The 20,320-nt window shown below is 69.5% G+C and carries 18 protein-coding genes and 2 pseudogenes; 12 read left to right on the forward strand and 8 right to left on the reverse strand.

Going from position 1 to position 20,320, the window contains the following annotated elements; translation table 11 throughout:
- Positions 1-11 precede the first annotated feature (11 nt).
- Entirely contained in the window at positions 12-410 is a 399-nt protein-coding gene (locus tag LRD69_RS25320) for a DUF302 domain-containing protein (RefSeq protein ID WP_277328840.1), read from the forward strand.
- A gap of 385 nt (positions 411-795) precedes the next feature.
- Here LRD69_RS25320 and LRD69_RS25325 read toward each other — a convergent pair whose 3' ends face one another.
- On the reverse strand, positions 796-1,383 hold the full coding sequence (locus LRD69_RS25325) for a class I SAM-dependent methyltransferase (protein ID WP_277328841.1): 588 nt from the start codon (positions 1,381-1,383) through the stop codon (positions 796-798).
- Positions 1,384-1,519: 136 nt separating this feature from the next.
- Positions 1,520-2,893, reverse strand: coding sequence for a rhodanese-like domain-containing protein (locus LRD69_RS25330; RefSeq protein WP_277328842.1), 1,374 nt, complete (start codon positions 2,891-2,893; stop codon positions 1,520-1,522).
- 209 nt (positions 2,894-3,102) lie between these two features.
- On the opposite strand from LRD69_RS25330, the gene LRD69_RS25335 reads away from it, so the two are divergent.
- Positions 3,103-3,342, forward strand: a complete 240-nt coding sequence (locus LRD69_RS25335) for a hypothetical protein (protein ID WP_277328843.1) — start codon at positions 3,103-3,105, stop codon at positions 3,340-3,342.
- A 216-nt stretch (positions 3,343-3,558) separates the two neighbouring features.
- On the opposite strand, the pseudogene LRD69_RS25340 reads toward LRD69_RS25335, so the two are convergent.
- Positions 3,559-4,125, reverse strand: a pseudogene (locus LRD69_RS25340) (transposase); the annotation flags it as partial.
- Between the two features lie 480 nt (positions 4,126-4,605).
- Between LRD69_RS25340 and LRD69_RS25345 the strand changes: the two are divergent.
- Positions 4,606-6,834 (forward strand): heavy metal translocating P-type ATPase, encoded by a 2,229-nt coding sequence (locus LRD69_RS25345; RefSeq protein ID WP_277329871.1) that lies wholly within the window; start codon positions 4,606-4,608, stop codon positions 6,832-6,834.
- A gap of 421 nt (positions 6,835-7,255) precedes the next feature.
- The gene (locus LRD69_RS25350) at positions 7,256-8,221 is read left to right on the forward strand and encodes a ferritin family protein (RefSeq protein ID WP_277328844.1); all 966 of its coding nucleotides are present in this window, start codon (positions 7,256-7,258) and stop codon (positions 8,219-8,221) included.
- A 107-nt stretch (positions 8,222-8,328) separates the two neighbouring features.
- Here LRD69_RS25350 and LRD69_RS25355 read toward each other — a convergent pair whose 3' ends face one another.
- Both LRD69_RS25355 and LRD69_RS25360 read right to left on the reverse strand, forming a co-directional pair.
- On the reverse strand, positions 8,329-8,883 hold the full coding sequence (locus LRD69_RS25355) for a DUF2231 domain-containing protein (protein ID WP_277328845.1): 555 nt from the start codon (positions 8,881-8,883) through the stop codon (positions 8,329-8,331).
- A gap of 974 nt (positions 8,884-9,857) precedes the next feature.
- Complete coding sequence (locus LRD69_RS25360; RefSeq protein ID WP_277329872.1) at positions 9,858-10,949, reverse strand: AraC family transcriptional regulator; 1,092 nt, start codon at positions 10,947-10,949, stop codon at positions 9,858-9,860.
- A 321-nt stretch (positions 10,950-11,270) separates the two neighbouring features.
- On the opposite strand from LRD69_RS25360, the gene LRD69_RS25365 reads away from it, so the two are divergent.
- A complete protein-coding gene (locus LRD69_RS25365) occupies positions 11,271-12,251 on the forward strand; it encodes an alpha/beta fold hydrolase (RefSeq protein ID WP_277328846.1) in 981 nt (326 codons plus the stop codon).
- A 244-nt stretch (positions 12,252-12,495) separates the two neighbouring features.
- On the opposite strand, the gene LRD69_RS25370 is transcribed toward LRD69_RS25365, so the two are convergent.
- Positions 12,496-13,449 carry a helix-turn-helix transcriptional regulator gene (locus tag LRD69_RS25370; RefSeq protein WP_277328847.1) on the reverse strand — a complete coding sequence of 318 codons (954 nt, stop codon included), beginning with the start codon at positions 13,447-13,449 and terminating at the stop codon, positions 12,496-12,498.
- Positions 13,450-13,634: 185 nt separating this feature from the next.
- On the opposite strand from LRD69_RS25370, the gene LRD69_RS25375 reads away from it, so the two are divergent.
- Positions 13,635-14,396, forward strand: coding sequence for an SDR family NAD(P)-dependent oxidoreductase (locus LRD69_RS25375; protein WP_277328848.1), 762 nt, complete (start codon positions 13,635-13,637; stop codon positions 14,394-14,396).
- Between the two features lie 63 nt (positions 14,397-14,459).
- Positions 14,460-14,846: pseudogene (locus tag LRD69_RS25380) on the forward strand (3-beta hydroxysteroid dehydrogenase); the annotation flags it as partial.
- Between the two features lie 532 nt (positions 14,847-15,378).
- Here the strand turns inward: LRD69_RS25380 and LRD69_RS25385 are convergent.
- Positions 15,379-15,945 (reverse strand): TetR/AcrR family transcriptional regulator, encoded by a 567-nt coding sequence (locus LRD69_RS25385; RefSeq protein WP_277328849.1) that lies wholly within the window; start codon positions 15,943-15,945, stop codon positions 15,379-15,381.
- 136 nt (positions 15,946-16,081) lie between these two features.
- Here LRD69_RS25385 and LRD69_RS25390 point away from each other — a divergent pair, with 136 nt between their 5' ends.
- From LRD69_RS25390 to LRD69_RS25400, 3 genes are all read left to right on the forward strand, one after another.
- The gene (locus tag LRD69_RS25390; protein ID WP_277328850.1) at positions 16,082-16,807 is read left to right on the forward strand and encodes an SDR family oxidoreductase; all 726 of its coding nucleotides are present in this window, start codon (positions 16,082-16,084) and stop codon (positions 16,805-16,807) included.
- A 67-nt stretch (positions 16,808-16,874) separates the two neighbouring features.
- Complete coding sequence (locus LRD69_RS25395) at positions 16,875-17,945, forward strand: aldo/keto reductase (protein WP_277328851.1); 1,071 nt, start codon at positions 16,875-16,877, stop codon at positions 17,943-17,945.
- 69 nt (positions 17,946-18,014) lie between these two features.
- Positions 18,015-18,761 carry an SDR family oxidoreductase gene (locus tag LRD69_RS25400; protein ID WP_277329873.1) on the forward strand — a complete coding sequence of 249 codons (747 nt, stop codon included), beginning with the start codon at positions 18,015-18,017 and terminating at the stop codon, positions 18,759-18,761.
- 45 nt (positions 18,762-18,806) lie between these two features.
- On the opposite strand, the gene LRD69_RS25405 is transcribed toward LRD69_RS25400, so the two are convergent.
- A complete protein-coding gene (locus LRD69_RS25405) occupies positions 18,807-19,013 on the reverse strand; it encodes a hypothetical protein (protein WP_277328852.1) in 207 nt (68 codons plus the stop codon).
- A gap of 72 nt (positions 19,014-19,085) precedes the next feature.
- Between LRD69_RS25405 and LRD69_RS25410 the strand changes: the two genes are divergently transcribed.
- Positions 19,086-19,787 carry a PAS domain-containing protein gene (locus tag LRD69_RS25410; RefSeq protein ID WP_277328853.1) on the forward strand — a complete coding sequence of 234 codons (702 nt, stop codon included), beginning with the start codon at positions 19,086-19,088 and terminating at the stop codon, positions 19,785-19,787.
- Complete coding sequence (locus LRD69_RS25415) at positions 19,784-20,320, forward strand: hypothetical protein (protein ID WP_277328854.1); 537 nt, start codon at positions 19,784-19,786, stop codon at positions 20,318-20,320. Before LRD69_RS25410 ends, LRD69_RS25415 begins: the two co-directional genes overlap by 4 nt.

Consider the following 20,320-nt stretch of genomic DNA (forward strand, 5'->3'; position numbering starts at 1 on the left):
GGTGGGACACCGTGCCCTACGACCGCACCGTGAGCGCGGACGGAACGTTCGAGGAGATCGTGCAGGCCGTTCGTCAGGCCCTGGCAGATAAGGGTTTCGGCGTCCTGACGGAGATCGACGTCCAGGCCACTCTCAAGACCAAGCTCGATCACGACATGGGGCCGTACCTGATCCTCGGCGCGTGCAACCCAACCCTTGCTCACCGGGCTCTGGAAGCCGACCGCTCGATCGGACTCCTGCTTCCCTGCAACGTTGTCGTCCGGGCCGACGGCGACCAGGTCCTCGTGCAGGCCGTCGACCCCGCCATCATGGTCACCCTCAGCGGCCTCGACGCCATGAGACCCATCGCAGAGGAGGCCACCCGTCGCCTCGGCGCAGCCTTCACCTCCGTCAAGGAAGCCCGCGCCTGACCGTGATCTCCGCTGCGTCCGCGTATCACCGCCGGTTACCTGCCCACCGGCGCCCTCACCGCCGATGCTCTCTCTCCCCACCATCGGTGGCCGGGGGACGCCTCCTGCCCGGCCGGTTCCTGCTGGTCACCGGCCTGCCTGGGCACGTGGGTGTCCTGGCAGCCCACCTCGGACGAGCTGCGAGTGCTCGATGACCCGGACTTCGTCCCCGGCAGGGGCATGAACCCGCGGATCTCCTGAGGCAGCAGCATGGGCAGTCCGCAGTCGGAGGCGGCCTTCAGCGCGCCGCTCGTGTTCGCGACCGCCACGGTCACCTGTCCTGGCCGCCGCAGCTATCTCACCTGGAGAGCAGGGCGCGCCCGCTGATCAGTCGTAGGACGCGTCGTCAACGGTGGACGGCGCGGACCACTGTGTCCAGAGCTTCGGCTTCTCCGACTGGGCGTCGCGCCACCTCGGCGAGGACGATGTCGGCGCACGGTTCCCACGCCGCCCTGACCTGCTCGACGCTGGTCAGCACCCGCGGGTCCTGCGGGCCTCCGGTGCCGTGCTCGAGGTTGGCGACGTCATGGCCGACCAGCAGCAGAGTGCCGGCCGGCCGGACTGCGCGGCGGGCGTTCTTTAGTACGCCTGCCATGTCCTGTCGGGGAAGGTGGAGATAGGAGATGACGACGAGGTCGTACGCTGCCTCTTCGGGGGTGTGCTGGGTGACGTCGGCCACCTCCGCCCTTATCGCCCATCGGTGGTGGGCGGCAGCGTCGGTGATCCGGCGGACGGCGACCGGTGAGAAGTCGACCGCGTCCACGCGCCAGCCGCGGCTCGCCAGCCACACGGCGTTGCGCCCCTCGCCCGCCGCCAGGTCCAGAGCCCGCCCGGGCTCCAGTCCGGCTGCCTCTCGGACCACCCACCGGTTCGGCTCGGCCGACCACACGCGTTCCGCAGCGCGATAGCGATCGTCCCAAGCGCCCGCGTCCATGTCTCGTCCTCCATTGCCCGGTCGATCGCGCTTCGCGAGCCGGTTTTGTCCGTGCTGACGTCACGCTACAGATGTTGCGAGGGCCGTCCCGGCAGCCTCCAGGGGTCGGTGTTCCGCGCACTGGAGACGCTGGTTGTCAGGAGGTGGCAGCCCAGGCGCCATAGCCCCCCAGCACGTCGGAAACGTCCGCGTACCCGTGGTGCCGCAGCAAGCTGGCGGCGATGGAGGAGCGGTGGCCGCCGGCGCAGTGCAGGACGACCGGACGGGCCGGGTCGATCTCCTCGATGCGGGTGGGGAGTTCGCCCAGCGGGATGTGGAGGGCCTCGTCGATCTGCCCGTTCACGCTGCGCTCGCCGCAGTTGCGTACATCGATCACGAGCGGCGGTTCATCGCCCCGCAGAGCGGCACGCAGCTGCGCGGCTGTGAGGCGGCTTGCGGGTGTGACCTCGTCCCCGAGCGCGGCGAGGGCGTCGTCGGGGCCGCGCAGGTATCCGCCGACCCGGTCGAAGCCGATGCGGGCCAGGCGGGTGACGATTTCCTCCTCGCGGTTCTGTGGGGCCAGCACGAGGAGTTCGTCGGCGGGGGAGAGCACGGTTCCGGCCTGTTCGGCGAAGCGGCCGTCGGCAGGCACGTTGACCGCTCCGCGTACGTGGCCGGCGCCGAACTCCTGCGGGTCACGGGCGTCGACGACCACCGCGCCCTCGGCACGGCGGGCGAGGAACTCCTCGACCGTGAGAGGACGCGGGGCGGTGGCCGGGTCGTGCAGAGCGCGGTCGCGCCGGTTGAGGTCGGCGTCATAGGCGAAGTAGCCGGGCGCGGCGGCCTGCCCGGCGGTGACGATGGCCACGAAGTCCTCGCGGCTCATCGGCGCGCAGGCGTAATTGGTGGCGCGTTGCTGTCCGATGGTCGACTGCTTCTCGGACGACAGGTTCTTGCCGCAGGCGGAGCCCGCGCCGTGGGCAGGGAAGACCCGCACGTCGTTCGGCAGGCCCATCAGCTTGCCCTGCACGCTGTCGTACAGCATCGCGCCGAGCTCCTCCGCTGTCACACCGGAGGAAGCGAGCAGATCCGGACGTCCGACATCGCCGATGAACAGGGCGTCGCCCGTCAGCACGCCGTAGGGCACTGCGTCCCCGGCGTGCTCGCGGACGAGGACACTGATCGACTCGGGAGTGTGCCCGGGGGTTTCCAAGATCTCCAGGGTCACGTCACCCAAGTCGATCCGGTCCCCTTCCACGAGATGACGCACCGGGTACTCGGTCTCGGCGCGGCGGCCGTAGCCGATCCAGGCCCCGGTGCGGGCCGCCATCTCCAGGTGCCCGGCCACGAAGTCCGCATGGAAGTGCGTGTTGATCACACCGACGACGGTGAACCCGCGAGCCTCGGCATCTGCCAGGTACTCGCTGACATCACGCCGAGGATCCACGACCACGGCGTGACCGCTGGTCTCGTCGGCGATCATGTACGACGCCTGGGACAGGCAGTCCAGGTAGTACTGGGCGAAGAACACAGAAACCTCCGAAACCACAGGCGGACGTCGCGGCCCGCCGCCGGCCCCCGTCGAAAATGCGCACAGGCAGCGCGTCCTCGAAGCGCTCCTATACCTGGGGGGGTATATGTCATGCACGGTAACCGTGTGAGCGTCGAGGCGTCAAATACCCCCCCAGGTATCTTGGGGCCGGTGTGGTCGCCGGATCCAGGTGTGGGAGGCTGCGGGGCGTGCCCACCATCCGAACGGACACCGTCCGCGTCGTCTGTCGCCGCCCCCAGCCCGACCGCGTCGCACGGGCCACCATGAACCTGCTGGCCGCAGCAGACCGGCCGCTGGACGTAGAGGTCGTCCTTTATGGCGCGGGCATCGATCTGACCCTCGACCGGACGTCGGTCGATAAAGCGGCGGCGCTGCACGAAGCAGGCGCCCGCGTACTCGCGCCAACGCCCGCAAGGGCCGCGGGCTGACAGCGCAGGCTCTTCCTTCGTGGGCCGGCGTCGTGGACGCGGCCGTCTGGCATATCGCCTTGCGGCAGCATCAGGGGTGGTCGCTCGTTCCGGTCTGGTGACGCTTCGCCTGTTTGCCGCAAGATCACCACGGTGCCCCAGGGGGCTTCGGCTCAGGTGTTGTCGGCGGCCCGTCCCCGCCGCGCGCGGAGTGGCACCCGGAACGGTTCATTCGGCCGCGCCTGGCAGGACGGCGCCGATCGCATTCACCAGCCCGGTGTGCGCATGGGACATGACGAGCTGGACGCCGGTCAGGCCGCGGGTGATGAGGGGCGCAGGAAGGCGAGCCAGCCGGCGCCGTCCTCGGCGGTGGCGACGTCGATGCCGAGGCGGTGCCCGTCGGCGTTGACGCCGACCGCGATCAGCACGTGGACGTTGATGATTCGGCCACCCTCGCGGACCTTCTGGGCCAGGCATCGACCCAGCCGAACGCATAGCGGCCCGCGTCCAGTGGCCGGTTGCGGAAGGCGGCGACCTGTTCATTGAAGTGCTTGGTCATCGCGCTGACCTGGGACTTCGGCAGCTGGGTCACTCCGAGGGACTCTGCGACTTCTCCACCCGCCCGGTACTGACACCGAGCAGATAGGCGGTGGCGACCACCGAGATCAGACCCTGCTCGGCCCTGCGGCGACGCTTCAGCAACCAGGTCGGGAAATAACTCCCGGTCCGGAGCTTGGGGATGGCGAGTTCGACAGTCCCGGCCCGGGTGTCCCACTCACGCGGACGGTAGCCGTTGCGTTGGTTGACACGTTGGTCGATGACCTGCCCGTCGCGTACACCCCGCCCCGGTACCGGGGATCGCGCCCGGTCGAACATGCGAGACCGTCCCGGGGGCGCGATCCTTGGGCTCGGAGGCACCGTCGGAGTAGATACGTACCTTCAGGCGGTAGGACGACGGGCGCCGACCACACTGACCGTTGTCCGCTCGACTTGTTCTCTGAGGGATCTGGCCGCGAGCGTCGACCCGAACGTTCGATGCCAGATGTGTATTCGCCGAATCCGAGGGCCGCCTTCACTGGTCCCGCACTCCACAGGGCCCTGTTGAGCGGACCGAACGGCTCTGGCGGGAGCACCGGCTGGTGCGGTGTGCTGGACAGAGAGCCGGGGCGAACGGAGTGCACGGTGAACCGACGGGATGACGAACGAACGGATGCACGGACGGCAAGTGCTCGCGCCCGCGGGTGGCTGGAGCCGGTACTGCTCGCGGTCACCGCCGGCGCCCTGATGGCGGGCGGTATCGCGTGGCTTGGCGGATCCGGGCCGGTCGCGGCCGCGTGCTGGGCGGCTGGGACCGCCGCAGCGATCCTCCCGGCCCTGGCCTGGGTGATCGGCGCGCTGCGGCGCGGCCGGGCCGGGGTCGACCTGATCGCTGTCCTCGCTCTGGCCGGCACCCTGGCCACGGGCGAGTATCTGGCCGGGGCGTTGATCGCGCTCATGCTCGCCACCGGCCGCTGGCTGGACGCCGCGGCCGAACGCCGCGCCTCGCACGACCTGCGCCATCTCCTGGAGCACGCCCCGCGGTCGGCTCGCCGCCGAACCGGGGGCGAAGTGCGGACGGTGCCGTTGAGCGAGGTCCGGGTGGGTGACCTGCTGGTGGTCGGTCCCGGCGAGGTCGTCCCCGTCGACGGGCGCATCGAGGACGGCACCGCTGTCCTGGACGAGTCCGTCCTCACCGGGGAGTCCCTCCAAGTCGAACGAACCGCAGGCGAGACGGTGCGCAGTGGCGGCGTCAACGCCGGCACCGCCTTCGAGCTGCGGGCCTGTGCGACCGAGCGGGACAGCACCTACGCCGAGATTGTCCGCCTCGCGCAGCAGGCCGGTGCCGAGAGTGCCCCGGTGATCCGGCTGGCGGACCGGTACGCCGCGTGGTTCCTGCCGCTGTCGCTGGCCGTGGCGGGGCTGGCCTGGCTGGTCAGCGGCTCGGCCGTGCGGGCGGTGGCTGTCTTGGTGGTCGCCACCCCGTGCCCGCTCTTGCTCGCCGCGCCCGTCGCGATCGTCTCCGGGCTGTCCCGCGCCGCCCGTCAGGGCGTGGTGATCCGTGACGGCGCCGCTCTGGAGACCCTCGGCCGCGCCCGCACCTTGATCCTCGACAAGACCGGCACTCTCACCACCGGCCGTCCCCGCGTGATCGACGTTGCCGCTGCGCCTGGCCACACCCCCGCCGAGGTCCTCGCCCTGGCCACCTCCGTCGACCAGTACTCTCCCCACGTCCTCGCCCGGGCGATCACCGACGAAGCCCATGCTCGTGGCCTGGCGTTCGCCCCGGTTCGCGACGTCTCGGAGGAACCCGGGCGCGGCGCCACCGGCCGTGTCGGCAGCAGGGTGGTGAGCGTCGGCAAGCACGCCGGCACGTCCCTGCCTGCCTGGGCCCGGGCCGCAGACAACCGCGCGACCCTGGACGGCGCCGCCGTTGCCTGGCTCACCACTGACAGCACGCTCAGCGGAGCGATCCTGCTGCGCGACCCGCTGCGTCATGACGCTCCGCGTACCCTGCGGCGCCTGCGTGAGGCCGGCATCCAGCGCCTGCTCATGCTCACCGGAGACCGCGCCGAGCCGGCCCGCGAGATCGCCGCCGTCCTTGGACTGGACGACGTTCGCGCCCAGCAGAGCCCCGCCGACAAGGTCGCCGCCGTGGAAGCCGAACGCGAGCGTGCGGTCACTGTCATGGTCGGCGACGGTGTCAACGACGCCCCGGCCCTGGCCGCCGCCGACGTCGGCGTCGCTATGGGCGCCCGCGGCTCCAGCGCCTCCTCCGAAGTCTCCGACATCGTCCTCACCACTGACCGGGTCGACCGCCTCGCGGATGCCACCACCATTGCCGTCCGGGCCCGACGCATCGCCGTCCAAAGCTCCCTCGGCGGCATGCTGATGTCCCTCGCGGCCATGGCCGCCGCCGCCTACGGCCTGCTGCCGCCCGCCGCCGGCGCCCTGCTCCAAGAGGGCATCGACGTGGCCGTCATCCTCAACGCCCTCCGCGCCCTGCGCGTCGACCGCACCGCCCAGGTGGCGATCGAACCGGCCACCGAGCAGCTCATCCAACGCTTCGCCGCCGAACACGACGACCTGCGCGACGTCATCGAAGCCGTCCGCGAATCCGCCGACCAGCTGTCGGAAACGACCGGCCCGCAGGTCCTGGACGCCGTGCGCCATGTCGACCGACTCCTCACCGACCGCCTCCTCCCCCACGAGTACGCCGAGGAACACCAGCTCTACCCCGCCCTCGCCCCCGCCCTCGGCGGCCCCGAAGCCACCGCCACCATGAGCCGCGCCCACACCGAGATCCAACGCCTCGCCCGCCGCATCACCACCCACCTGCAACTCGCCGACGCCAACCACGGCCGCCTACGCCCCGAACAGATCGACGACCTCCGCGCCTGCCTCTACGGCCTGTACAGCGTGCTGCGCCTGCACTTCACCCAGGAAGAGGAGAACTACTTCTCCCTCGCGCACTGACCCCGGACACAGAAGCGTGCGCGACGGGCGCCGCCCACCGCACGCCAAGCGGACGAAGACACCAGGGGGCTGCGGCTCGCAGTCTCGGACCGGACGGACCAAGCCGCCGGCCCGGTGCGGCGGCGACGTGGAGGCAAGTAGAGGAGGCCAAGGCCACCCATGGGGCCGCCATCGAGGTGATCCCGACTGGCGCGACCACCGCACGGGATGAGCGGCAGTTGCTGGTTCTGCATCCGTCCGGCCGTGCAGCCGGGGATCGCGGTCGGTGGGGCCATCCGTTCCTGGACGGTGCGGGTGCGTGCCGGGCACTCGGCGGCACGCTGCGTAATCACTCGAAAGGGTGACGTGCAGGGGCGGGAGTGCACGCGTACGGGTCGTATGGCAGGGGCGCTTCCCCCCGAGAGGCCCCGAGGAGGACATCATGTTCCGCCACTCGATACGCACGCTCCTGGTCGGCCTGTGCACGCTGACCGCGGCATCGCAGGCCGCCACAGCCGCGGCCCTTGCCGTACCGGCCGAGCCGCACACGGCGGTGCCCGCCACCCAGGCACTGCGCCAGCAGACGCTCTCCGACCTCACCACCGCTATGAAAGGAGAGGCGTTCGCCTACGCCTCCTACAGCCTCTTCGGCGCTCAATCAGACCGCGAGGCCCACCCGGCTATCGGCAAGATCTTCCGCGCCACGGCGCAGACCGAGCTGAACGAGCACCTCAAGGAGGCGGCCACGCTGGCCGGCGTGGTCGGCACGAACGCGGCCAACCTGCGCCAGTCCATCAACGGCGAGACCTACGAGCACCAGGTCATGTATCGCCGCTTCGCCGACCAGGCCCGCAAGGACGGAGACCTCGACGCCGCCAAGCTGTTCACGGAGATCGCCGCGGACGAGGGCCGCCACCGCGACGCCTACCGCACAGCACTGACGGTCGTGACCACCGGCCGCGGCACTGTCCCGGCGCCGCCGAAGGCGGACACGGTGTCGGTGCCCGCCGGCCTGCCGAAAGTAAAGGCTGCCCGCACGAAGGCCAACCTGGACACCGCCATGCACGGCGAGGCGCTCGCCCACGCCAAGTACATGCTCTTCGCCGCTCGCGCGCGACAGACCGGCAACCCCACGCTGGCCCGCCTGTTCGAGGGCACAGCCGGGGTGGAACTACACGAACACTTCGCCGGCGAAGCAGTCCTGGCCGGCCTGGTCCGCCCGACGAAGGACAACCTGCGCAAGGCCATCACCGGGGAGCGCAACGAAGCGAACAACCTGTACCCGGAGTTCGCCAAGCGGGCCACCGCCGTCGGCGACACCGCCGCCGCCCGCTACTTCCGCGACACCGCCGCCGACCAGGCCAAGCACGCAGCCGCCTTCCAGCAGGCGCTCAACCAACTGCACTGACCCCGCGGGCTGAGCCGCGAGACCGGCCGGACACAAGGCAAGCACGTCCGGCCGGTCGACCCGTCCCATGGGGTGCCTGGGCCGCCACTGGCGCGGCTGTTGCCGCGTCACCCCCTGCCGTCGGACTCGCTTGTTGAGAAGCGGCCATGCCAGACCGCCTTCGCACCCGAATCACCGATCCGGTACACGTCAATGAGCGCACCGACGGCCACGACCAGGGCGATCACCAGCACCGCAATGCGCACCGCCACGGAAGAGGCCAGCCGAGCCACGGCGGACACCCCGCCCTCGGCGGGGCTGGCGGCCGCACCACTGCGCCCATGCTCCCGACGAGGGCCGGCCCGGCCGAGTAGCCAGACGGCGACCGTCAGCACGAACAGGGCGATCGCCCACGGAGTGAGACCGGAACCCATCTCGGCGTGCTCTTCCAACAGCGCACTCTCCTGCACGCGCTCCTCCAGCCACTCACCGGATTCGGTGGCCAGCACCACCAAAGCAAGAGTGATCAGCCCCAGGACCGGAAGCACCCAGCCGAGTCGGCGCGCCGCCGAAGGCCACAGCACACAGACGACGAGCACCAACGCCGTCAGCGGGACCAACACGACTGCGCCATGAACGAAGAGCGGATGGCTGGGAAGGCCGTTGATCAGCCCAACATCCACGGGACCTCCTCCAGCGAGTTTGCAAGGAACATTCGTGTCAATATATTGCGTTTCGGGCATTGCGTGGTCAGATCTGTCCGCGTGCGGAGCGCGTGCGCACGTATGGAGCAGTGCCCGGAGTCCTCCTCTTCCGAGGAGAAGTGCAGTCGCAGGACGTGTGCGCGGCACATCAACTCCCCGCGGCGGCGATCCTGTAGCTGCACGAGGGGGTGCGGCCCGAGTGTGACGCTCGTTTGGCGCTCCGGGCGCCTGAGGGTGCCACCTAGTTACGAAACTCGGTCTGACCTGTGGTTTCTCTCGTCTCGCTGTCTGTGACGTCTTTTCGATGACGCATCACGTGGAGTGCGTGGCGATTCTTGAACCCTCGAAAAAGGACGCCTGACCTGCTGCTTTGTGGGGTGCCGGGAGTTCTTGACCTGTTTCGGGGTATCCAACAGGTCAAAGCTCGTGCACCCATCTCACCTGCGGCTTTGTGCTGGAGTGATGGGTGGGGCGGGCGGTTTTCGGGATTCTTGATGCTCGTATGACGCTCATGATCTGTCGGTGGAGTCGTCGCCTGGCGATGGATGCGAGACCCGGGCGGGCTTTGGCTCGAGCCCCTGAAAGCGGCTCCACTGCGACTACGCAGAGTGCTGTTGGTGGTGGGCCTCCTCACCGACAGGAACCACGCAACCTGCCCTGCGGCTCCCCGCATCGCTGCGAGGCGTGTCATCGATCTGTCCTGCTGTACTGCAGACGAGTTGCGGTCACCGCTGACGAACTCAACCAGCAGCCGTGCAAGGCGATGGGAAACACCAGCCCCGACACCTGGAGTGTGCAGTTCCAGCTCATGCTTGACGCAGTTGTCGACGGACTCGCTTGACGGTTGCGGGAGATCTTTGACGGTCCTCGTACTGAGGGGCCCGGCAAGGCGGGCATCGTTGACGTCCCTGTCAGCAGGGGGCGCGCCGGAGTTGCCGTCGGCGCGTGGACGGTCACGACGCTTGTCGGAGCCGGTACCGGTAGCGCAGGGGCGCCTCGCCCACCTCACGTTTGAAGGCGGTGCTGAAGGCGCTTTCCGAGGCGTAGCCCAGTTGTGCGGCAAGTGCCCCGATCCGGACGTCGTCGTCGCGCAACGCCCGCTGGGCCAGCAGCATCCGCCATGAGCTGAGGTAGGTCAGCGGGGGGACACCAGCCACGGACCGGAAGCGCACGGCGAACGACGTCCGAGACATCGCTGCCGCACGGGCCAGCTCCTCCAGCCCCCAGGACCGCCCGGGTTCGCTGTGCATGAGAGTCAGCGCGGGACGCAGCCGGTCGTCGGTCAGCGCCCGAAGCCATCCCGGTGGCAGCTCGGCCTGGCCGAGGTAGGCCCGGAGCACCTCCAGGAGCAGCAGTTGGGCGTGCTGGCGTACCGCGAAGGAAGCACCCATCCGCTCGCCCGTCACTTCCTGGACCAGCCGGTCGACGCACGCGCGCAGCGCGGGCGCGGCGGTGTCGGATGCGCGGATGAGCGTTACGGGCGGCAGCGCCTGCGTCAACAGCGCCGCACCGGCCGGGTTGAGTTCGACGTGGCCGCCGAGGACGACGTCGTCGACGGCGAAGTCCGCGCCGCCGACACGCAGGGCATAGTCACCCGCCTCGGGCGCGACCTTCACGGGCGGACCGTCACCGCCGCCGCCCTCGGCACGTAGCCACGAGCGGCCGGTCAGGACCGCCACGTCGCCGGCCTCCATCTCGATCGGGGCATCGAGGCCGTCGGTCGACAGCCGGCACCGGCCGCGAACCATCACCGACAGCTTCAGCGGGCTCGCGATGGCCGACTGCGCGACCCACTGTCCGCGCACCGCGAAAGCGCCGGAGATCTGGCCGCGAACCTCGATGAGGTCGAGCACCTCTGACAAATGATCGATGGCCATTGTCGAACTCTCGCGAAGGAAATTCGTCCTGTCAATGATTCTCAGTTCAACCGCACGCGCGCAGACTGAAGCCATGACCAGCACCTTGGAAATCAGCAGTCGCTCGGCTCCTGCTGTACTGCATTCACCACCGCTGACATCGACCTGACCGGCAAGCAAGGTCAGCATCACCGGCGGTCCCACCGGGCTCGGTCCGGCGAGCACCGAGACGCTCGGCAAGGCCGGGGCCGCCCGCACAGTGGCGGCCGACGACGGCGTCCAAGCCGAACGACTGGGCCTCCTCGCCTCATACGCCGCCGCTCCCAGTGAGGCGGCCAGAGAGCACCCGAACCGGACCAGTGCCGGCGGCGCCTGTCGCAGCACCGCACCACTTCGTGAGCACGCGGTTCGAGGCCGTCTCGAACGTGTCGTTGCGACCGCTCCCGTATCGCGCCGCCGTGAACAGGCCATTCACCCGAACGTTGCAGAACAACCAAGAAGGAGCACTCCGTGGAGCGCACCGATTCCGCGAAAGACCCGTCGACGTATGCTGCCGGGTTCCCGACAACGAGCCCTACGCCCATCTCTTCCTACCATCCCGTCCTGATCGACGTTCCGGGGCGCCCGACTCCGCTGGCGGTTCGCGTATCGGCTCCGGCCATCGGCAATGATCTGCCGGTTCTTGTTCTCTCCCACGGGCACGGCCCATCGACCTTCGTCTCCTCGTTCTACGGATACGGCCCGATGGTGAACTTCTGGGCCGCGCACGGGTTCGTCGTGATACAGCCCACGCACCTCGACGCCACGTTCCTCGGCCTACGAGAGGCCGATGACCCCGACGCACCGTTGTACCTGAAGTCACGAGCTGAAGATCTTCGCCGGATCGTGGACCACCTCGGCGACATCGAGCGCACCGTTCCGGGACTGGCGGGGCGCCTGGACGCCGGCCGGGTCGCCGCCGTCGGTCACTCGGCCGGCGGTCACACGGTCGGCCTGATCTCGGGCCAGACCATCACCGACACCAGTGACGGATCGACGGTGGGCATCGTCGACGGACGCTTCGGCGCCCGTGTCATGATTGCCGCGCCTGGCTGCGGCGAGGACCTGAACGGCCCGGCGGCCCAGCCCTACGTGGCGCTCACCAGCACAAATTTCGACGGCATGACGCCGAAGGTTCTCGTCGTAATCGGAGAGAAGGACTGGCACCCCTACTTCTCCGACCGGCAGGACTGGCGAAGCGATCCCTACACCGCGGCTCCCGCACCAAAGACCCGGCTGGAGATTTTCGACGCGGAGCATGGGCTGGGCGGTATTTCGACCTTCGACGCAGCCGAGACCACAGACGAGAACCCCGACCGCGTCGCTGCCGTACGAGCGCTCATCTGGGCTTACCTGCGCAGTGAGCTCTACCCCGAGGATCCGGCCTGGGCGCGGGCCACCGCAGCGCTTGCCGGCAGCACGGCACCGGTCGGACGTGTCGAGTCGAAGTAGACCCTCGGCGCACGTGACACGCGGCAGATGCCAGCGACGCTGTGGCGTTCTGCCCGGTCGAGCCCCTCTGCCGGGCCGAACCGCCGGCGGTCAGGATGCGCTGAAGTACCGGTCGTCCTCGACCAGTTGGGAATGGTGGCGGACTTCGTCCGCGAGCCGAGCTGGAGCCCGCCGAGCAGGGCGGGCGACGCCCGGCCGTCCAGCCCGCCAGGGCCGCCGCCGTGCGCGCCGCGCATCTGGGCGGTCAGGCGTGAGCGCCACCCCCGCGGTCCACCGTCTCCTCCTCGCCCGCTGCCGGCCCCTCGACGGTACCCAGGGGACCCTGGTCGTCAAGGTCTACGCGCGGGTCGCCCCCTGGCCTGTCGTGTGCCGCGTCGGCGGACTCGGTGTGTGAGAGTGCGGCGAGGAGCCGCAGTTTCTCGTCGCTGTCGCTGCCCTTGTCGGGGTAGTAGACGACGAGGAGGACATCGCCGATGGCGAGTTTGTCGCGGTGGAGGCGTAGTTCACCGACGACCGGGTGGTGGACCGCGGTTGTGCCTCCGTCGAGACCGCGGACGTCGTGGCGGGCCCACAGGGCGCGGAACCGCTGACTGGACAGTGCGAGTTCTCCGACGAGCTCGACGAACCGCGGGTTGTCGGTGTCGTCGCCGACGGTGGTGCGAAGGGCGGCGACGAAATCGGCGGTCGCTTTCGCCCAGTCCTGGTGGAAGGCTTGTTCCTCGGGATCGAGGAGGAGGGAACGCAGCCGGTTCTGGCCTGGCCGCAGGCGGGGATTGAGCGCCACGGCCATGGAATTGGAGGCCAGGACGTCGAACGCGCGCCCTTCGACGAACGCCGGGATCTGAAGGTGGGCGAGCAGTTCGTGCACCCGCGTCGGTACGTGCTCGGGTCGCTTGCGGCGAGGCGCCCTGGGGCGGGCCGACGCGAGGCCGAGCAGATACGTCCGCTCGATGTCGTCGAGTTGCAGGACGCGTGCGAGAGATTCGAGGACCTGAGGTGAGGGGTTGCTGTCACGTCCCCGTTCCAGGCGCAGGTAGTAGTCGGGGCTGATTCCGGCGAGCAGGGCGACTTCCTCACGGCGCAGACCGGGCACGCGGCGGTTGCCGCCGGGCGGGATTCCCGCCTGAGCCGGGGAGATCAGCTCACGCCGGGCACGGAGGTAGCTGCCGAGAGGGTTGCCGGATTCCTCATCCTTCATGCCGCCACGGTAATGCGATGCGTGTGTCTCAGAGGGGGCCCTGTCAGGACCAGGGAAGACGGGGGCCCTCCCACTCCTCGCGGATGCCGTCAAGACTGCGGTGGCACTGTTCAGAGCGAGACAGAGACATCGTTGTCTGCGTCGCGGTTGCGCGCAGGCGGCGTCCTGAATGAAGGGAAGATCTGGTGGATCTCTCCAACCGCACCGTTCTCGTCGTCGGCGGGACCTCGGGTATCGGACGGGAGCTGGCCCGGCGGTTCGCCGCGGCGGGCAGCACGGTGGCCGTCGGCGGCCGCAGCCCGCAGGCACTCTCGGAACTCGCCGGGGAAGGTTTCGGCACGTTCAGTATCGACGTCAGGGCCAGCGCCTCTGTCGCATCGGTTCGTGACGCCGTGCTCGCCCGGTACCCCGAGCTGGACACGGTGGTGACCATGTCGGGCGTCATGCTCCTGGAGGACCTGCGCGACCCCGCGCACTTCGAGGTTGCGGAGACGACGATCGACACCAACCTGGTCGGCACCATACGGGTCATCGACGCATTCACCCCGCACCTGGTCCAGCGGGGCACCGGAACCTTCGTCACCGTCACCTCCGGCATCGCCTTCCTGCCGTTCCCGCCCATGCCCAGCTACGCCGCCTCCAAGGCCGCGGTGCACGCCTACTCCGAGGCACTGCGCGCGCAGCTCGACGGCACCGGCGTCGATGTCGTCGAGCTCGTCCCCCCGGCCGTCGCCACAGCAGGCCAGGAGCAGGTGAACCCGCACGCGCTGCCGCTCGACGACTTCGCCACCGAGGTCACGCAACTGCTCTCGGAGGACCCCACTCCTCGTGAAATCCTCGTGAAGGGCGTCCTCATGCACCGCTGGGCCGAACGCGACGGCACCTACGCCGACCTCGTCGCACAGCGCTCCCAGGCTCTGGCCATGCTCCCCGGCCGCGAAGGCTGACGTCTTTCTCCCGGTCGGCGGCCTCCTCACCCATCGCCCCGGGCGTTTCAACGAGCAGTCACGCGCACAGTCCACCACGAGGGCCGGGGTGGATTCGCAGGCCTGCCGGCCGACGAGGCGCGCCGCACCGTCGTGGGCGGGTTACCCCGGCGACGGCACCAGCGCCGGCCGGCCGTGCACGCACTCGACGCGGCGGTCCTGTTCCGCCTCGTCCTCGAGTCGGCGCCGCGGGGCGGTCTGGCACGCCGTCGCCGACGAGGGCGATACGGCACCGGACATAGCGACGGTCATCGGCCGGCGACTGGGCCTGTTGGTGGAGTAGGTGCCCGAGGAGAACGTCGGCCCGGTCGCCCGATCCTCGCCATGGACCAGCCGGCGTCCAGCGCCCACACCCGTGAGGCCCTCGGGCGGCGGCCTGCCCACCCGAGCCTCCTGGAGGGCCTGGAGAACAGCCCGTCCTCCTGCCCACCCTTGACGACCCGCCCGCCGAGCCGACCTGACGCAACGGTGTTGCACATGGCGGGACGCCATCCCGCCGGACCCGATGTCAGACCGCTGTGCAAGGTTCGCCGGACGAGACGCCTGCCGACGTCGCCGACTCCCCGTCCGGGAAGGTGAGGTGTGCGGGTCCGCGCCGAGGCGCGATGTCACCAGCCGCCCGTTCTCGTACCGCCGTCCGCCGGTGGTGAGCGCGTCCACGACGCCGGCCGCCAAGGCGGCACCGAGCACGCCAGCCTCGACGGCCGCCGAGGACACGGCGGCGGCCCGTGCTCGGTGCGGCGCGGGCCGCCTTTGGCACAGCTTCGCCACCTCCGCCTTCGTCGCCGGCACACCGAATCCGGCGCCGGTGACCAGCGTGCTGCCCGCCCGCACCGCCTCGTCGTGCAGGGCGAGCAGCCCCTTCACCGTGGCCACGTCGTTGGCCTGGTCGACGTAGTGGCCGCCGGGCATGCAGGCACGGGCGATCACCGCACACTCAAGGTCAGCCGCGCGCCCTCAGCCCGTCGACGACGATGGTGAGCATGCGGTCGAGCTGGGCACTCTGCTCGGGTGCGCCGGCCACGGAGAGCACTCCGGCGAGGACGCTGCCGACGTCGACCGGATCGATGTCGCTGCGCAGTTCTCCTGCCTCGCTGCCGGCATCGAGCACCATTCCCAGGATGTGCTGGACCTCATCGCAGACCGGTCCGGTGCCGAAGCGTCCGGAAGCGCTCATGGAGACCAGGGCTTCGCAGATGCCGCGCCGTTCGCCCGCCCACTCGGCGAAGTGGCGCATCCAGGCGTGGAGAGCCTGCGCGGGCCGCTCGGTAGCCAGGAGGGCCCGCGCGTCATCGCGCAGCGGGCGGATCTGGTCACGGTAGATCTCTTCGACCAGGTCCTCTCGGGTGGGGAAGTGCCGGTAAAGGGTGCCGCTTCCCACGCCCGCGCGTTTGGCGATCGCGTCCAGCGAGATTGCCTGTCCGGAGGCGAAAGCCTCAGCGGCCGTGGCGATCAGGTGCTCGCGGTTGCGTTGGGCGTCGGCGCGCAGTGTCTTTCGTGGAGCTGTCATGGCCTTCGCGATCGGGAGTCTCGGTTCGGGGTGCGGAAGACGAATCGGGGATGTCTCCGGTTAGCGTACAGTGGTGCAAGCGGGGACCTCTCCGCTTATCGGTGACACCAGCCCCTGCCTCGACGAAAGGCCCGCCATGCCCACTGCGCTCATCACCGGTGGCACGACCGGAATCGGCAGAGCGGCCGCCGAACTGCTGCATGCCCGCGGATACCAGGTCGCCGTCACCGGACAGAACCCCGATTCCCTTGCGCGGGCAAGGCGCGAGCTTCCCGACGACGTACTCGTCGTTCAGTCCGACGCACGCCTACTGGCCGACACCGACGCTCTCTTGACAACGGTGTCCGACCGTTTCGGGTCTCTCGACCTGCTGTTCCTCAACGCCGGGATCTTCCGCCCCGCACCGGTTGCCGACGTGACGGAGGAGTCGTTCGACGAACAGGTCGACGTCAACTTCAAGGGCCAGTACTTCACCCTCCAGCAGGCCCTTCCGCTCATGAACGACGGCGGATCGATCGTCTTCACCGTGGGCATCGGATCCCGTCGCGGCAACCCTGGCGCCACGCTGGGGGCGGCGACGCGTGGCGCCCTGCTGGCGATGCTGCCCTCGCTCGCGCTCGAACTGGCTCCGCGCAGGATCCGCGTCAATGCCGTGAGCCCCGGGGCGACCGAGACCCCGCTGTTCGACAAGCTGGCAGTTCCCCGGAGCGGCCGGGACGCCTTGCGCACGAAGATCCCGTTCGAGCGCTTCGGATCCAGCCAGGAAATCGCTGAAGTCGTCGCCTTCCTCGCCTCGGACGCCGCCAGTTACGTCACCGGGCAGGACGTCGCCGTGGCGGGCGGCTACGGGCTCGGCGTCTGAAACCCGGGCGAGCCGACCACCGGTCCACGCTCTCGAACACCACGAACCACACCTACAGGAGAACACGATGCCACTCACTCTCGACACCTACCGGCTGCTGGGCCGTTCCGGGCTGCGGGTCTCACCGCTGGCGCTGGGCGCGGCGACCTTCGGAACCGAGTGGGGCTGGGGCGCAGAGCGCGAGGAGGCGCGCAAACTGTTCGACCGCTACACCGAGCTCGGCGGCAACTTCTTCGACACCGCCAGCACCTACACCAACGGCAGTTCCGAGCGGCTGCTGGGCGAGTTCGCCCGCGGCGATCGCGAGCGCCTGGTGCTGGCGACGAAGTACTCGACGCTGCGCCGGCCCGGTGACCCCAATTCCGGTGGCACGCACCGCAAGAGCATGCTGGCGTCGGTGGAAGCCAGTCTGCGGCAGCTGAACACGGACTACATCGATCTGCTCTATCTGAACGTCTGGGACTTCAGGACTCCGGTGGAGGAGATCCTGCGCGGCCTGGACGACCTGGTGCGGCAGGGCAAGGTTCTGTACGTGGCGATCTCCAGCGCCCCGGCCTGGCAGGTGTCGCGCATGCAGACGATCGCCGATCTGCGCGGCTGGTCGCCGCTGGTCGCGCTGGAGATCGAGTACAGCCTGATCGAACGTACCGGGGAGCGTGACCTCATCCCCATGGCACGCGAGATGGGACTGGGCGTGGTCCCCTTCTCCCCGCTGGGCGGCGGGGTGCTCACCGGCAAGTACGGCCGGGACGATCTGAACCCGACGGACCCCGTCGCCGGCGAGACCGCCGGCAGCCGCAGGAGCCTCAACGCCGCCCTGGGAATGGTCACCCAACGCACCCTCGCCATCGCCGATGTGGTGAAGGAGGTGGCCACGGAGGTGGGCCGCACACCCGCCCAGGTCGCACTGGCCTGGACCCTGAACGCCCCGGGCGTGGCTGCACCCATCATCGGCGCCCGCACCGTCGCGCAGCTCGAGGACAACCTGGGTGCCCTCCAGGTCGACCTCACTCCTTCCCAACTGGCCCGGCTCGACGAGGCCAGCGCCATCGACCTCGGCAATCCGCACGGCCTGCTCGCCAGCGACCACATCCGCACGGTCACCTCGGGCGACATGGAGATCGAAACCCGCCGCTGATTCGCCCCGCGAACGGCGACATCCAGACGTACCACCATGTTTTCGGCGATGGAACGGAGCAACCTCGGCATGGACAAGTACAGCGACAAGAATGTCGTGATCACGGGTGGCAGCAGCGGCATGGGACTCGCGGTGGCGGAGCTGCTGGTGCGAGGCGGAGCCCGCGTCGTGACAACCGGCCGGTCTCAGGCCAAGCTCGACGCGGTGCGCGAGCGGCTCGGCAAGAATGCCGTGGCCGTCCGGGCCGATGTGGCCTCACTGTCCGACCTCGATATGCTCGCCGACCGGGTGAAGAGCGAGCTCGGCTCGATCGAGGCTCTCTTCGTCAACGCCGGCGTCTCACCCCTCACGCCCCTCGACTCGACGACCGAGGAGACGTACGACGAACTGTTCGCGATCAACGTCAAGGGCGCCTTCTTCTCTGTGCAGAAGCTCGCCCCGCTGCTGAGCGCGAACGCCGGCGTCGTCCTCACCACCTCGATCGCCAACGTCATGGGCTTGGTGGACACCAGCGTCTACGCGGCCGGCAAGGCGGCGCTGCGCTCGATGGCCCGCACCTTCTCGCGCGAACTGCTTCCGCGAGGAATCCGCGTCAACGCGATCAGCCCGGGTCCCATCGACTCGGGGATCCTGGAAACGATGGGCTTGTCCCAGGAGGCCGCCGACGAGTTCAGGGCGGAGCGGACCGCGAGCAATCCCATGAAGCGTTACGGCACCGTCGAGGAGTTCGCCAAGGCGGCCGCGTTCCTCGCCTTCGACGCCACGTACACCACCGGCATCGAACTGGCCGTGGACGGCGGCGAAACCCAGCTCTGACGGACGGAGCCGTGGCTACGGGTAACAGAGAAAAGGCCCCCTGCTTTACGCCACCGCCGCAGCCAGGCGGGTCAGCGACCCGTCGAGCTCGTCGGCGGAGACGACAGGCAGGCGGGACACCTCTGCCGGGTGGGTGTCGTCGCCCCGGTAGCCGACGAGAAACAGGCCGTGCGACGGGTCGAACTCCTCAGGATTCAGTGCCCTTTGGCCGCACACGGAGGTGCCACCGCTCTCATCGGCGGGGCTGGACATGGCCCGGAGGGCATCTTAGTATCTTTGTCTAAAGATAGAACTTGAGTCTAAGAACGAGAAGGGGGGGAACCCATGGAGCACCCTGGAGCCGGTGGGCCGCGAGACGATCGCAGGGATCCCGTGGCGGCCGTTTCGGCCGAGGCCGACGAGCACCTCATCCGTGAGGTGGAGAAGGTCGCCGTGGCGTTGGGCCGCATGTTTCCGGGGTTGTGCGAGGTGGTGCTGCACGACCTGCGGGATCCGCGGCAGGCGATCCGGGTGATCGAGAACAACCTTTCCGGCCGGGAGGTCGGGGATTCGGCCACGGAGCTGGGCCTGGCCCGCATCGCGGATCCGTCGTACCCGAGCGTCATCCAGAACTACCCCAACCGGTTTCCAGACGGCCGGCCGGTGAAGAGCACGTCGATCGGCATCAAGAACGCCGCGGGTCAGTACATCGCGGCCCTGTGCCTGAACCTTGACGTGTCCGTCCTGTCGCCGGTGACGCTGGCGTTGTCGAACCTCGTGGCCACCGACGTCGAGCACCGGGAACAGCCGCTGGAGAACCTGCGGGACCGTAACGCGCGCGAACTGCGCCGGACGGTGGAGGCGCTGGCCGCGGAGCGCGGCGCCACCCCACGGTCGCTGAGCCGGGACGACAAGAAGGCGCTCGTGCGGCAGTTGCAGGGCGAGGGCTACTTCGACGGGCGTGACGCCGCGCAGACCATCGCGGACCTGCTGGGCGTGTCCCGGGCCACCGTCTACAACTACTCCAAGCAAAGGGCCGGCACATGACCGACACCGGACCGGCCGCACACTCCGCACCTGCTTCTCCGCCCGGCTCCGGCCCGCAACTGGATGCAGCCCGTGGCCCGCTTTTCATCCCCGAGGAGCAGACGGCCGCGCTCGTGGACGAGGAACTGGCGCTGGAAGCGGCGCGCGCGGCCTTCGCCGCGACGGTGGAGGGCGCGGTCTTCCCCTCTCTGGCCGTGCACGGCTCCGATCCTCGCAACCGGTTCACCCTCAAGCCGTCGGCGTCCGCGACGCATGCCGGGGTGAAGATCGGCACCTACTGGCCGGACAACCCGAAACTCGGACTGCCGCGTCACCACTCCACCTTGCTGCTGTTCGACCAGAGGATCGGCCGGCTCGCCGCCGTCCTGGAGCTCGGCGCCGCCAACGCCCACCGGACCGCCGCGGCCGACGCGCTCGCCGTCGACCTGCTCGCCCCCTCCGGCGCCGCCACCCTGGCCGTCTTCGGCACCGGCCATCAGGCCGCCTATGAGGCGCGGCCGTCGCCCGGGTCCGGCCGATCGACGAAATCCTGA

The sequence above is a fragment of the Streptomyces sp. JH14 genome, from assembly GCF_029428675.1.
Lineage (GTDB): Bacteria > Actinomycetota > Actinomycetes > Streptomycetales > Streptomycetaceae > Streptomyces.

What these genes read in the sequence shown, in the direction of transcription:
- LRD69_RS25325 (WP_277328841.1), bottom strand. Translation starts at nt 1,383, where the DNA reads ATGGACGCGGGCGCTTGGGACGATCGCTATCGCGCTGCGGAACGCGTG.
- LRD69_RS25345 (WP_277329871.1), top strand. Translation starts at nt 4,606, where the DNA reads ATGGCGGGCGGTATCGCGTGGCTTGGCGGATCCGGGCCGGTCGCGGCC.
- LRD69_RS25350 (WP_277328844.1), top strand. Translation starts at nt 7,256, where the DNA reads ATGTTCCGCCACTCGATACGCACGCTCCTGGTCGGCCTGTGCACGCTG.
- LRD69_RS25360 (WP_277329872.1), bottom strand. Translation starts at nt 10,949, where the DNA reads ATGCTGACCTTGCTTGCCGGTCAGGTCGATGTCAGCGGTGGTGAATGC.
- LRD69_RS25370 (WP_277328847.1), bottom strand. Translation starts at nt 13,449, where the DNA reads ATGAAGGATGAGGAATCCGGCAACCCTCTCGGCAGCTACCTCCGTGCC.
- LRD69_RS25385 (WP_277328849.1), bottom strand. Translation starts at nt 15,945, where the DNA reads ATGACAGCTCCACGAAAGACACTGCGCGCCGACGCCCAACGCAACCGC.
- LRD69_RS25390 (WP_277328850.1), top strand. Translation starts at nt 16,082, where the DNA reads ATGCCCACTGCGCTCATCACCGGTGGCACGACCGGAATCGGCAGAGCG.
- LRD69_RS25395 (WP_277328851.1), top strand. Translation starts at nt 16,875, where the DNA reads ATGCCACTCACTCTCGACACCTACCGGCTGCTGGGCCGTTCCGGGCTG.
- LRD69_RS25400 (WP_277329873.1), top strand. Translation starts at nt 18,015, where the DNA reads ATGGACAAGTACAGCGACAAGAATGTCGTGATCACGGGTGGCAGCAGC.
- LRD69_RS25405 (WP_277328852.1), bottom strand. Translation starts at nt 19,013, where the DNA reads ATGTCCAGCCCCGCCGATGAGAGCGGTGGCACCTCCGTGTGCGGCCAA.
- LRD69_RS25410 (WP_277328853.1), top strand. Translation starts at nt 19,086, where the DNA reads ATGGAGCACCCTGGAGCCGGTGGGCCGCGAGACGATCGCAGGGATCCC.
- LRD69_RS25415 (WP_277328854.1), top strand. Translation starts at nt 19,784, where the DNA reads ATGACCGACACCGGACCGGCCGCACACTCCGCACCTGCTTCTCCGCCC.